This is a genomic window from Pseudoalteromonas sp. D15MCD-2 (genome assembly GCF_038562745.1).
Taxonomy (GTDB): Bacteria; Pseudomonadota; Gammaproteobacteria; order Enterobacterales; family Alteromonadaceae; genus Pseudoalteromonas.
This window is the reverse complement of sequence record NZ_JBCFQE010000001.1, coordinates 2417147-2429510: the sequence shown is the minus strand read 5'-3', so window position 1 is coordinate 2429510 and position 12364 is coordinate 2417147. Positions and strand designations below refer to the sequence as shown.

Below are 12364 nucleotides of genomic sequence, written 5' to 3'. Positions count from 1 at the left end.
CAATTACACTGTACTTTTTTTGTACTTGCTGTATCTTAAGTTGGTACGCAATTTTTATGATTTAATTGAGTGTAAGTCACACTCATTGTTAGGTGGAGTAAAGGATATGCACGCGCAAACAGTCAAAGAATCAATAGCAACTATTCAATCAGGTGTCGCAAAAGCGGATGGTAAGCTTTTAGTTACAGAACAAGAAATTGTTTTTGAACCGTTTAATAAAGAGTTAGGCTTAGGTCCATACACACTTTCACGAGCGCACATCAATAACGTTGATAAGTGTTCAGGTAAAGGCGCGGGGATTCTACCAATTACAGCAGATGGAATTCGCATTACTTTAAATAACAACGATGTATTTGAGTTTATTTTAGTAAACCCAGATGAGTGGCTTAGCGTACTTGCTCACTAAGCAAATCTTCAAAAAGACGGCATATAATGGCAACTTGCTATAATATGCCGTGTTAGCTTTTCATTAATTAATTTCCTTTCTTCGCAACACATTGATCTCAAACAATACTAAGGCAAAGTTCTTAGGGTATTTTACCCATCTAAACTATTAAATTGCTCGTTGCTTATTAACGGAGGCTCTTGGGCAAATGATCAACTTAGATGAACAACGCCTAGTTTCGCTTGAACGCGGTTTTCATATTCCACCAAAACCTGAACTATTGAGCCAAATTGCTGATGAAATGCAAAAGTCGGATGCAAGCTTAGATAAAATAGCTCAGCTAATATCAAGAGACATCAGTCTTTCAGCTTTATTATTAAAAACAATAAATAGCCCGGTGTTTGGTTTACAACGCACCATTAGTGATATACGCCAAGCGGCGATGTTTTTAGGCTTAGATCAGCTTAATCGGCTAGTAACCTTGGCCTTGCTTAAGCAAAATTTTAAAGGCAATGCCTGTATTAGCTTAGAGCGCTTTTGGGATGAGTCAGTTGAAGTTGCGAATGCCTGTGTGCAGCTTGGTAACAGTTATAAGTCATTAATGCCAGTGGACGAACTTTATTCATTAGGGCTTTTTCATAATGTCGGTATTGCGGCTATGGCATTAAAATTTAAAGATTATGTTGAGGTTCTTAAGCAAGCAAATTTAGCTAAAGAGTATGCGATTACCGACCTAGAACAAGCACGTTATCAGTGCGACCACGCGGTGATTGGCTATTTTATCTCGGTATCTTGGCACCTACCTAAGCCACTTTGTCACGTTATTTTAAATCATCATAACACGCACTTTTTAGAGCAAAACAATGATGAACGACAACGTATGGCGTACGCCATCTTAAAATGTGCAGAGAGTGCTGTGGACTATGCCCGCCACCAACAGTATTCGAGCGAGTGGTTCAAAATTAAAGAGCAGTGCTTTGCAGAGCTGGGTATTGTTGATCAAGATTTTGCCGATATGGTCGAAGATTACGTCGACAATGCGATGGCAAGTTAAAGCCAATTAGCGTTTATTTCCTATCATCTTAACTTCGATGAGTTTGCGAGTGGTGAGTTATCATCACTCGCTTTTTTTATCTTGACCTTAAAGTGAGCTTTAAAGTTAGAGTTTTTGTATCTTAATGAATAACGAGGTGCAAAATGACAACTATCAAAAACCTAATCTTATTGCTTGCATTACTAACAACAAGTTACGTAGAAAGCGCTACTAAAACAATTGAGCTGGCAGGTGAAAAAGTGCCTGTTGTTGAAGGTGGTTTGTATGACCAATATCGCTCTAACCCCCCATTATCAGTGATAGCTGAGCAGGCTCCCAGTGTTGATTTGTCATGGTTTAAAACCATAAAAAAGCAAAAAGTAGACATGGGCTTTGAGTCTTACTCACCAAATTTTTACTATAAGAACAGTAAAATTACTGCAGTATTCAGCGCGGATCTTGATGTATTAACCTCATTGATCCCAGCCAGTGTTTTAGAGCATGTTGAGCCAATAAGTTTATGGCCAGGGCGAGGGTTAGTTGCAATAACGGCTTATGCTTATCATTACTGCGATAATGATACATACAATGAGCTAGCCATTTCAGTGATCACCACCAAGCCAGATTCGTGGAATTTAGGCGTTATTTCGTTACTTAATAACCAATGGAATGATGACTTTTGGGGTGTTGTTTTAAAGCTACCCGTTGATACAGAGCTCGCGAGAGTGCGTGGTGTAGTGGGCTATAATCTACCTAAATGGACCACTAAAATTAGCTATAAAAATACTCCTAAGACACTTACGTTTTCATTATTTGATAATGCCACCAATCAGCCTGATGTGATCATCACAGGTAAAAAGCTAAGCGATGAATCAACCGATGAGAAATTTGTTCGAAATAGTTTTATGAATCACAATCAACAAGGGCAGTTAACAACGGGCTATGCGGATAATCGATATTTACGCTATGCATCAAGCACATCTGATGAAGATGTAAGCCTTGAGCTGCGTCAGGGAGAATTATCACAGTTTATTCGCTCACTTGATTTAGGCAGTATGATCAAATATGAGTACGTACCTGATTTTCAAAGTGCGTTATATGCACCAACATACTTTAAAGCTAAACCCTAGACAGGAGTTACACAATGAAAATAGGTGAGCTTGCAAAACGAACGGGTCTTAGCGCGTCTAAAATTCGTTTTTATGAGGATATTGGTTTACTAAAAATGGTTGAGCGTAAAGCAAATGGCTATCGCTCGTATCCTGAAGAAGCTGAAGTCGTTTTAAACTTAATAGTCAGTGGGCAACAAGCCGGTTTTAGCCTAGATGAATTAAAAGCACTGTTACCGGCGGATTTATCTGGTTGGCAACATGCTCACCTTATTGATGCATTAAAACAAAAAGTGATGGATATCGAGCAATTACAAGCAAAGTTAGACGAAAATAAACAGCGCTTAACAGCGATCCTCGCAGAAATTGATGCAAAGCCAGATGATATGGATTGTGCAGATAATGCTAAACGTGTTCTGACACAAATGGGGTTAAAAAATGACAAATAGCTATTGACCTTAAAGTTTACTTTAAGCTTATAGTTTTGACATTCCCAACTATGGAGACTGTTATGACCTTATTTTCTGAACTTAAATTACCGAATGGTTCTGTTATTCCAAATCGTGTTGCAAAAGCAGCGATGGAAGAAAACCTAGCTGATGCAAATTTACTTCCATCAACTCAGCTTTTTAACTTGTATAAAGCATGGGCTGACGGTGGTGTAGGGCTTATTATTTCGGGCAATGTTATGGTTGATAGTAAAGCGATGACAGGCCCAGGTGGAGTGGTATTAGAAAATGATAAACACCTAGCTGTATTTCAGCAGTGGGCAAAAATAGGGCAGGCAAATGGTGGACAGTTCTGGCTGCAAATTAATCATCCTGGCCGACAAATGCCAGCAAGTTTGCAGCAGCAAACATGGGCGCCTTCAGCAGTGGAAATGGACATGGGTAAAATGTCGAGTTACTTCTCGGCACCTAAAGCGATGGATGAAGCCAAAATTCAAGACATCATCACACGGTTTGTAAAAACAGCGACATTAGCCGAAAAGGCTGGTTTTTCGGGTGTTGAAGTGCATGCGGCGCATGGCTATTTATTGAGCCAGTTTTTATCTCCTTTAACTAACAAGCGAAGTGATCAATGGGGTGGAAGCCTTGCTAATCGCGCTCGATTGTTAATTGAAATTGTTAAGCAAATTAAAGCCGCAACGAGTGAGCATTTTGCGGTTGCGGTAAAACTAAACTCAGCTGATTTTCAACGCGGTGGTTTTACTCTTGACGAGGCCAAGCAAGTGGTTGTTATGCTAGGTGAGTTAAATGTTGATTTAGTTGAGCTTTCAGGTGGTAGTTATGAAGCGCCAGCAATGCAAGGCAGTGCACGGGATGGCAGAACGTTGGCTCGTGAAGCGTACTTTTTAGAGTTTGCTAAAGAAATTCGTGAAATTGCGACGATGCCAATTATGATCACAGGTGGCATTAAACGTAAATCAGTAGCAGATCAGGTTATTGCAGAAGGCGTCGATATGGTCGGTATTGCGACAGCACTTGCAATTGAGCCAGCATTAGTTGATAAGTGGCGAAATGGCTCACACGTTACACCAGAACTTGCAGCAATTACCTGGAAGAATAAACCACTTGCCTCGGTTGCGAATATGGCAATGGTAAAGTATCAATTAACGCGTTTGAGTAAGAACAAACAGGCAAATCCAAATGTTTGGCCAATCTTGGCGTTCATTAAACAGCAAATTAATGATGTATTAAGAGTAAAGAGGTACCTAAAGTTTATCCGCGGTAACGGCTGAACTGAGTGTACATTTTTGCTTAGGCAAGGCATCATAGCTTTTTCTAGGGAGAGGTTATGATGCTTAAATATTTGTTACCACTGGTTTTATGTACCAGTTCTGCAATAGCTGCAACAAGTCTGCCAGATAATCGCCATATTGTTGTTAAAGGTGAGGCTGTTGTGCGTACCGCCCCCGACAGGGCTGATATCACGTTAGAATTTGAAACTGTTAAAGCCGAAAGCATGCAGGCTAAGCAGCAAGTCGATGCGCAAGTTAATGAACTCCTGGCGGGCTTAAATAATTTCTCAATAGACGAAAAAAGTATCTCTGCGGGGCGGATATTTGTAGAGCCCAATATGCGCTATGACGAAAACGATAACCATGTTAAAGATGGTTTTCGAGCCACGCGTAAGGTCAAAGTCAGCCTTAAACAACTCTCTCTTTTGGACCGATTTTTAAATTTTGTGCTTAAAGTGGGTGTCAATCAAATCGAGCAAATTCAACTTTTATCAACCAAAGCTTCAGATTACCAGCAAGCCGCTCTTGATAAAGCAGTAGCGAATGCCAAACAGCAAGGAAGTAGCCTTGCTAGCTCATTCGAAGCGAAACTTGGTCGGGTGTATAGTATTCAATCGCAAGAGGTAGGTAGTCACTTTGGCTATGGTAGCAACACAAATATAGAACGAATTATGGTAACGGGCTCACGTATTAATACCGTACCAGAAGGTAAGTATTTACAAGAATCGATTACCTTCAGAGCAAGTGTCAATGTTGTGTTTGATTTGGTAGTAGAGTAATTGATGAAGTTTTTAAAGCACAGCGTTTATCTATTCATTTTGTTGATGGCATTCAGTAGTTTTGCCGCAACAAAACACATAAAAATTGTCAAACCTGTGGTTGCGGCGTTTAAGAAGGGTGATAAAGCTGCCATTGCCAAGCGAGTGCATTATCCACTGCAGCGTAAAGAGCCGCTACCAGCAATTGAAAATGAACAAATGCTTATAGAAAACTTTGAGCAAATTTTTGATAAAGAGTTTGTTGAAAAAATCGTGAACTCAAATATTCGCCATGATTGGGAAATGATGGGTTGGAGCGGCATTATGTTTGATTCAGGCAAATTGTGGTTAGACTTTGATGGCTCTATTTGGGCTGTGCCTTATGAATCAGAGTCAGAAAAAGCACAACGCGAAGTGCTGATTGACGAGCAAAAACAAGTATTACACAAAAGCCTTCGTGAATTTACAAAGCCGATACTAACGTGGCAAACAAAACAGCATTTAATTCGTATCGATGAACTGGCAGGTAATCATTACCGCTATGCAGCATGGGAAACAGATCAATCTATGCAAGATGAGCCAAGCCTTGTGATCACCGGCGGTACGTTAAGTTTTGATGGCAGTGGGGGCAATCATTTTTACACCTTTACTAACAACGGTTATCGTTATGTCTGTCATGTTACCGTGCTTGGTACTGAGCACTCACCGCCGGGGCTTTTAGAGGTATTTAAAAATAATGTACAGATATTGTCTGAGCCTGCTTCAAGTTTTTAGGTTGTTTTTCTTGTTTTGAACTACACTTATCCTTTCTAAGGAGCCTCTTATAAAGGAGTAAGTTGTGGGTACAAAATTTTGGATACTAAGAACCACTAAAGTTTTTACGCTGGTGGCAATTTTGTTATTTATGGTGGAAATTCTAAAAGGTCACGAGACAATGAGCGCATTAGGCTTTGCGCTACTTTGGTCATTTATTGCAACGGCCATTTTTATCGCAACCCGTTTATATCATTCATCTAAAGGGCGCCACTGTGCACTTTGTAATGACACCCCTGATGATAAAAAAGCGAGTTAGCATAGGTTATTAACAAGCACGCCGCCCCATACCAACGCACAAATTGTTAGAGCAATCATTACGGCTGCGGATCCTAAGTCTTTAGCTAGGCCTGATAATGGATGAATTTCAAGGCCTATTCGGTCTATGGCGGCTTCAATTGCCGTATTGACGACTTCAGCAAACATCACAAATAGCACAGATACAAGCAGCATGATTTTTTCATACAGGCTAATCTGCCAGACAAAAACCACTGCTATTGCAAGGATTAACAGTATCAGCTCTTGTTTAAAAGCAGACTCATGCTTTGCTAACCAGGTGAATGCTCGTTGGGAGTTTTTGAATGCGAGGCGAATACGTTTAATGCCAATGGGTTTGTTAGTGCTATCAAATTGCATAGTATGAAGTCTCTATTTCGTTAGCTTTGAGTTGAGCAAGCATTAAAGATATCTTGCTCTGGGCTATATTCAGTGCTTTGTACATGGGTTAAGCCAAGCAGGGTGTCAAAAATGTTATCGTGTGAAAAAGCATGGTTACGCTGCTGTTCGATACATTGATTAAAGCGGGTATCGGCTAGTTTATTACTCCAAAACAGCATAGGCACTTGAGTTTGCTCTTTAGGTGCTAATGCATACGGGAAGCCATGTAAGTACAAGCCTTTTTCACCCAGTGATTCACCGTGATCTGAAACATACAGTAGGGCTTTGTCATTCGCCTGACTGCTTTGCAGTAAATTAATAAGTTTACTCAGCACTAGGTCGGTATAAGCAATGGTATTATCATATGTATTGGTAAGTTGTTCACTGCTACAGTTTTGGATATCGCTACGTGGGCAATCAGGCAAGAATTTGCTGTCTTTTTCTGGATAGCGTCGATAGTAGGTTGGTCCATGTGAACCAATCATATGTAGTACAACTAATTGGTGCTTCGCATGACTTTTGGCAAGCTTTGCAGCTAACTCTTCAACCAGTACTTCATCAAAACAATAGCGTCCGTCACAAAGTGGGTTGCTCTTTGTTGGTTCTACCGTTTCTGAGTTTACCCGTACGCAAACCCCTTTACAGCTGCTATTGTTATCAATCCACGTTACTTCGACACCACTTCGTTGAATGATATCTAGGGCATTTTCTTGGCTTTGCGCGATGCGCGAATCATAGTGATTGCGGTCTAAGCGCGAGAACATGCAAGGTACAGAAATGGCCGTTGCGGTGCCACATGAACTAACATCACTGAAATATTTAACGCCAAGTTTAGGGGTATATTGATTAGTTGGCTTGTCGTAACCTTGCAGTGAGAAGTTTGCTGCACGCGCTGTTTCACCTACCACCATAATCGTCAGTGAACTTTGTTGCTTAGCTAATAGGTGCGGTGTTTTATCTAAGACTTTAAAAGGTAAAGGTGGATAAAAATAATTATCGCGCAGGTACTTATAGCCCGCAGTGTAAAATGCAAAGGGGGTAATGTAGCTGGTTAATTGACGATTATTACGACCTACAGAGGCGTAATCTTTATAAAAAGGAACGGCAATAACAGCTACAGCAAAAAACGCTGTAACGTTAAGAAGCGCAAAGCTTTTAAGACGAACACGAAAGTTTCCGACAATTTCAAAGCGAGAAAACAAGTAAGCAGGGAGTACGCCTAGCACAGTAATAAAAGCGATAACTTGTACATTGAGGTATGAAAATGCCTCACCTGAATTTGTCTCTAAGATATTTTGCAGCATGCTTTTATCAAAGATAACACCGTAATTTAAGGTTGCATAAAACAACAATGATGAAACCACGATGCTTGTTAAAAGCACGGGTTTAACGAAGGTGATTAGCGATAACCAACTTAACACCATTGCCGTTAGTGCTAATAAGAAAAACGGTACGCTTGCTATAAATAACCAATTGATATGTTCAGGTTTGCTGGCTGCTTCAAGCGTGTTAAATAAAAACAGGCCATTAAATACAATAACCAAGTACAGCGACACCAGCCAGACAAATTGGCTGTAGCTAAGGTGCCATTTATTAGTAAGAAGTTGTTTAAATTGCTTGCTCATAATGATTCCTCATCGCTACGATTTATTTGGTAAGCGATACAGCTGTTCGGTATAAGCTAAATTGCTAAATAAGACGTGAGCCAGGGCTTTTTTGGCAAGCTCAACGCTGCTATCTGTGTTATCGATGGCTACTTGGGATTTACTTTTAGGGTCGTAGTGCCAATAGCTCACTTTTTGGTTTGGCATCAGGATCACGGCTTCACCATTTTCTACGTAAGCAAAGTTGTCGTAGTACTGCATCATGGCGCGCTCAACAGGGTATTGTTGAGTTAAATCATAACCAAGCATGGGGGTTGCTTGCTCAACACCTAATAACGACAACAAAGTAACAGGTAAATCAATTTGGCTGACTAAGCGAGTATCGCGCTTTGCATCCATATCACTATTTAGGATCACAGCAGGGATGTGGAAAGATTTTAGCGGTACAGGCTCTGAACCAAACACGCGCACATCATGATCTGCAACCACCAAAAAGACGGTGTCTTGCCAGTAATCTTGCGCTTTTGCCTTCGCGATGAATTTACCAAGAGCATAATCAGCATATTTGATTGCTAGATCGCGTTTGTAGTTTTCTGGATCGTGGCCTTCAGGCAGTGTTACTTTACCTTCTGGAATATCGAATGGGTCGTGGTTACTTGAGGTAAACACAAGACTGAAAAATGGTTTGCCCGATTTATTTAGCTCACTTAGCTCGATATCAGCTTGATTGAACAAGTCTTCGTCGCTTGCTCCCCATGACGAAATAAACTCAGGGTTTTGCATGTCATTAATATCGACAATATCGCTAAAGCCATTGCCTAAGAAAAAGCTTTTCATATTATCGAAATGACTTTCACCGCCATAAATAAACTGGGTGGAATAACCGGTGCGGGTTAATACGTCAGCAAGTGAGAAAAAGTTACGCTGAGATTTAGAAAGTTTGACCACCGAGCGCGAAGGTGATGGGGTAAACCCGGTTGTTACCGCTTCAATCCCTCGAACAGAGCGTGTGCCAGTGGCGTATAAGTTATCAAACCCCCAGCCTTGTTGATAAAGCTTATCGAGCTCAGGAGTCACACCTATGCCACCTAGTTCGCCAACAAAGCGTGCGCCTAAGCTTTCTTCTAAAATGATCACTAAATTCTTTTGTTTGCCTGTGTTAAAAGGTGTGTTGTTGGCAAGGGTAGGGATTTTCTCAGTGATAAACTGCTGTTTATAGGCTGCTTGCTTTACTGTTTGTAAAATCTCATCACGTGGCATGGTACCGTATAAACTACTGGCATTTTTTTCATTGCCCATATTCTTAATAGCAAATGCAACACTGTAAGTTGAATTAAGTGCCAAGGAGTTAACTAGTGAGTCACTTGAAAAGTACACTAATGCAGGGTTTAACGGGCGATGGCTTACAGTGCCTCTTGCGCTAATTAAGCAAACTAATAAAGTAGTAACGAGTATCACCACTTGGCTTACCGTTTTAGCATCTTGCTGTTTGCTAAATGCTGCATTTATATAACGATACGTAAATACACAACTAAGCGTTGCAATAATTAAGGTGCTTATCATGGCAAATAGGTGGCCATGTAATAGCATAGAAAAGACTTCTTGAGGGTAGTCTAGGTATTCGACAAATAAACGATTTGGTCTCACATCGTATTGAGTAATGAACGCGGGAGTCGAAGCCTCAACAACCACGATTAAAGTCACAACTATGCTGCTATAAAGAGTAAAAACTTGTTGAAAAAAAGCGGTTTTGCTGCGCAAAAGCACATCAGCTACTAACATTAAAACAGCCAAGGCTGACAAGTAGCCTAAGCTGCTTAAGTCGACTCTTAAGCCGCCTAATAAAACGGCAAGGCTATCGCCATCAGCTAACCTTTGATGTTGCCATACTAGCAAGGCTATTCTCGACAGTATAAAAACTGACATTAAAATTAATGAAAAACGGAACAAAGGTTTTAAAACAGAAAGTTTTGTTGTCATAGTCGTACTTACTTAATCGAAACTACGGCAATACTAGGAATCGAAACTTAAGAAATCCTTATGGTAATCTTAATATTTTCTAAACTAGAAAAACTTCAGTAAATCTTAAGTGGATCTTAAGATTCAAAGCGTAAGCTGGTGATGCTAAAGCGGTTTTTATCTAAATGAGTAACATATGAAATTGTTGATTATAGAAGATTCGGTGTCATTAAGACGTAGTCTACGAATTGGTCTTGAGAACCTAGGTTTTACTATTGATGAAACCGGCGATGGCGCTGAAGGTTTGAGTATGGCAATGACTGCTGAGTACGAATTAATCATACTCGACATTATGTTACCCAGTATTGATGGCATTACGTTATTACAAACCATAAGAGCAAAACAGCTCGACGTGCGAGTGCTTATTTTATCTGCCAAGCAAGAACCAGAAGATAGAGTAAAAGGACTACTCACCGGGGCGGATGATTACCTGACCAAACCATTTTCGTTTGATGAGCTGCATGCACGGTTATTAAATTTAATGCGTCGCGGCGGCCTGAAAACAATCAGTGATGTGATCCGCATTGATAACTTGGCTTTAAATTTACAATTAAAACTTTTGCAAGTTAACGACACCGTTATCGATTTAACCCCTAACGAATATAAAATAGTCGAGTGCTTGTTTAGTAATCAAAACAAAGTGATCACAGCTGAAAAGTTAAGTACCTATATTGCTGGGCAATATGACTTAGTTTCAAAAAACTCCATTGAAGCACATTTATCATCGGCGCGTAAAAAGGTGAGGGCAGCAGGTAGCGAGTTACCTATTCAAACTAAGCGTGGTTTTGGTTATATCATTCAAGGAAAATAATGAAATCAATTCGCAGTAAGTTAGTAACCACATTATCGATTACTATAACTGGGCTAGTGCTGAGTATTTTAGTTGCTACCGATATCGCCGTTGATAGTTGGATTGATAACGAATTTAATCGTGGTTTGAAATCAAAAGCCGGCATGCTTATGTCATTGATTGATATTGACGAAGAAGAAATTGATTTTGATTTTTCAGGGCAATTCATGCCTGAGTTTTCTGGCAGTACAGAAACTGAGTATTTTCAAATTTGGTCGCAGTCTGGCGTGTTTGCGCGTTCAGAAAGCTTGCACCTTTTCTCACAAAAGAACCTACCTCTAGAGAAAATAAAGCTTGGCGAGACAAAAATCATCAATACCGAGTTACCTGATGGTCGCAATGGGCGGGTTATTTATACTCGCTTTATACCGCCTTTAGACCTAGACGATGATGAAGACTTTATTGAAGGCGTTAACACCTCTTTGCAACAACCCATAACCTTAGCTTATGCGGCTTCATCAGAAGAAGTTGACTTTGTTTTATGGCTCATCGACGTTATTTTTGTTGTTTCTACTGTGTCAGTAATTGTATTCATTCGTCTATTTGTGCGTAAATCGGTCGACAGTTCTTTAGCGCCGCTGAATAAACTAAACCGGGATATTAGTAGGCTTAGTATCGCGGATAAAAGTGCAGTGATAACAATAAAAGAGCCTGTTAAAGAGCTGCAACCCATTGTTGATAGCTTAAATGCCTTTATACGGGAAAACCGCCAGCTTTATTTTCGTGAAAGACGCTTAACCTCGGATATTGCTCATGAGTTAAAAACGCCTATAGCTGAGCTTATTAATATGGCTGAAGTGGCCATTCGTTTTCCAAATGAAAAAGAGTTTGAGGCAGACTTTAAACCCGAAGTGCTAAAAATTAGCCAGCGTTTAAAGAGCATTGTGTCAAACTTATTATTACTGCATAAATACAGTGATGAAGCACTCCCAAAGCAAGATGCATGTGATTTAAACCAGGTTATTTTACGTACCTTAGAAAAACATGATTTAGAGCGAATTAAGTTTGAGTTTCAAGATGATGTTCCTGCCATTGTCAGTAATTTATTTGCCCTTGAATCAATCATCACCAACCTTGTAAATAACGCCAAGCAATATAGCCCTGATAAGAGCGTTGTGACTGTAAGCACGCTACTGACTAAAGAGGATAAGCTGCAATTCTCTGTTACAAATGAATTAAAAGTACCTTTAACAGAAGACGATTTGAGCCAGTTATTTGATCCACTCTGGCAAAAAGACAGTGCCAGAACCTCTAATGATAACTTTGGGTTAGGCTTATCTATTGCCAAAGCGTTAAGTAAAGCAATTGACGCTGAACTTCAGGTGTCGTTAAGTGGGCAAAACATAACCTTTAGTTTGATTATTTCTTAAGGCTTTGCAGGCGTTTAATATGTGT

At 40.1% G+C, this 12364-nt stretch carries 13 protein-coding genes; 10 read left to right on the top strand and 3 right to left on the bottom strand.

Annotation, left to right across the window (positions count from 1 at the left end):
• Positions 1–106 precede the first annotated feature (106 nt).
• The 8 genes from AADY36_RS11140 to AADY36_RS11105 all read left to right on the top strand — a co-directional run bounded on the left by AADY36_RS11140 (position 107) and on the right by AADY36_RS11105 (position 6098).
• Complete coding sequence (locus AADY36_RS11140; protein WP_054564082.1) at positions 107–406, top strand: hypothetical protein; 300 nt, start codon at positions 107–109, stop codon at positions 404–406.
• A 187-nt stretch (positions 407–593) separates the two neighbouring features.
• Complete coding sequence (locus AADY36_RS11135; protein ID WP_342408986.1) at positions 594–1439, top strand: HDOD domain-containing protein; 846 nt, start codon at positions 594–596, stop codon at positions 1437–1439.
• A 143-nt stretch (positions 1440–1582) separates the two neighbouring features.
• On the top strand, positions 1583–2548 hold the full coding sequence (locus AADY36_RS11130; RefSeq protein WP_235575523.1) for a hypothetical protein: 966 nt from the start codon (positions 1583–1585) through the stop codon (positions 2546–2548).
• A gap of 14 nt (positions 2549–2562) precedes the next feature.
• Complete coding sequence (locus AADY36_RS11125; protein ID WP_342408985.1) at positions 2563–2976, top strand: MerR family DNA-binding transcriptional regulator; 414 nt, start codon at positions 2563–2565, stop codon at positions 2974–2976.
• Between the two features lie 62 nt (positions 2977–3038).
• On the top strand, positions 3039–4268 hold the full coding sequence (locus AADY36_RS11120) for an NADH:flavin oxidoreductase/NADH oxidase family protein (protein ID WP_342408984.1): 1230 nt from the start codon (positions 3039–3041) through the stop codon (positions 4266–4268).
• 56 nt (positions 4269–4324) lie between these two features.
• Positions 4325–5047 carry an SIMPL domain-containing protein gene (locus AADY36_RS11115; RefSeq protein WP_342408983.1) on the top strand — a complete coding sequence of 241 codons (723 nt, stop codon included), beginning with the start codon at positions 4325–4327 and terminating at the stop codon, positions 5045–5047.
• Positions 5048–5050: 3 nt separating this feature from the next.
• Positions 5051–5800 carry a hypothetical protein gene (locus tag AADY36_RS11110; protein ID WP_342408982.1) on the top strand — a complete coding sequence of 250 codons (750 nt, stop codon included), beginning with the start codon at positions 5051–5053 and terminating at the stop codon, positions 5798–5800.
• Between the two features lie 64 nt (positions 5801–5864).
• Entirely contained in the window at positions 5865–6098 is a 234-nt protein-coding gene (locus tag AADY36_RS11105; RefSeq protein WP_054564076.1) for a hypothetical protein, read from the top strand.
• Here AADY36_RS11105 and AADY36_RS11100 read toward each other — a convergent pair.
• The 3 genes from AADY36_RS11100 to AADY36_RS11090 are packed head-to-tail and all read right to left on the bottom strand — an operon-like array spanning position 6095 to position 10080.
• On the bottom strand, positions 6095–6475 hold the full coding sequence (locus tag AADY36_RS11100) for a diacylglycerol kinase (protein WP_342408981.1): 381 nt from the start codon (positions 6473–6475) through the stop codon (positions 6095–6097). The two genes, AADY36_RS11105 and AADY36_RS11100, sit on opposite strands and share 4 nt — an antisense overlap.
• Before the next feature lie 20 nt (positions 6476–6495).
• The gene (locus AADY36_RS11095; RefSeq protein ID WP_342408980.1) at positions 6496–8121 is read right to left on the bottom strand and encodes a phosphoethanolamine transferase; all 1626 of its coding nucleotides are present in this window, start codon (positions 8119–8121) and stop codon (positions 6496–6498) included.
• Positions 8122–8136: 15 nt separating this feature from the next.
• The gene (locus tag AADY36_RS11090) at positions 8137–10080 is read right to left on the bottom strand and encodes an LTA synthase family protein (RefSeq protein WP_342408979.1); all 1944 of its coding nucleotides are present in this window, start codon (positions 10078–10080) and stop codon (positions 8137–8139) included.
• Positions 10081–10255: 175 nt separating this feature from the next.
• On the opposite strand from AADY36_RS11090, the gene AADY36_RS11085 reads away from it, so the two are divergent.
• Positions 10256–10930, top strand: a complete 675-nt coding sequence (locus AADY36_RS11085; RefSeq protein ID WP_250660100.1) for a response regulator transcription factor — start codon at positions 10256–10258, stop codon at positions 10928–10930.
• Positions 10930–12339, top strand: a complete 1410-nt coding sequence (locus tag AADY36_RS11080; protein ID WP_239963967.1) for a sensor histidine kinase — start codon at positions 10930–10932, stop codon at positions 12337–12339. The genes AADY36_RS11085 and AADY36_RS11080 overlap by 1 nt, the downstream gene beginning before the upstream one ends.
• The last annotated feature ends 25 nt before the right edge of the window (positions 12340–12364 follow it).

Coding starts and splice junctions, on each gene's coding strand:
- AADY36_RS11085 (WP_250660100.1), top strand. CDS start 10,256: ATGAAATTGTTGATTATAGAAGATTCGGTGTCATTAAGACGTAGTCTA.
- AADY36_RS11090 (WP_342408979.1), bottom strand. CDS start 10,080: ATGACAACAAAACTTTCTGTTTTAAAACCTTTGTTCCGTTTTTCATTA.
- AADY36_RS11100 (WP_342408981.1), bottom strand. CDS start 6,475: ATGCAATTTGATAGCACTAACAAACCCATTGGCATTAAACGTATTCGC.
- AADY36_RS11120 (WP_342408984.1), top strand. CDS start 3,039: ATGACCTTATTTTCTGAACTTAAATTACCGAATGGTTCTGTTATTCCA.
- AADY36_RS11140 (WP_054564082.1), top strand. CDS start 107: ATGCACGCGCAAACAGTCAAAGAATCAATAGCAACTATTCAATCAGGT.
- AADY36_RS11080 (WP_239963967.1), top strand. CDS start 10,930: ATGAAATCAATTCGCAGTAAGTTAGTAACCACATTATCGATTACTATA.
- AADY36_RS11130 (WP_235575523.1), top strand. CDS start 1,583: ATGACAACTATCAAAAACCTAATCTTATTGCTTGCATTACTAACAACA.
- AADY36_RS11125 (WP_342408985.1), top strand. CDS start 2,563: ATGAAAATAGGTGAGCTTGCAAAACGAACGGGTCTTAGCGCGTCTAAA.
- AADY36_RS11095 (WP_342408980.1), bottom strand. CDS start 8,121: ATGAGCAAGCAATTTAAACAACTTCTTACTAATAAATGGCACCTTAGC.
- AADY36_RS11135 (WP_342408986.1), top strand. CDS start 594: ATGATCAACTTAGATGAACAACGCCTAGTTTCGCTTGAACGCGGTTTT.
- AADY36_RS11115 (WP_342408983.1), top strand. CDS start 4,325: ATGATGCTTAAATATTTGTTACCACTGGTTTTATGTACCAGTTCTGCA.
- AADY36_RS11110 (WP_342408982.1), top strand. CDS start 5,051: ATGAAGTTTTTAAAGCACAGCGTTTATCTATTCATTTTGTTGATGGCA.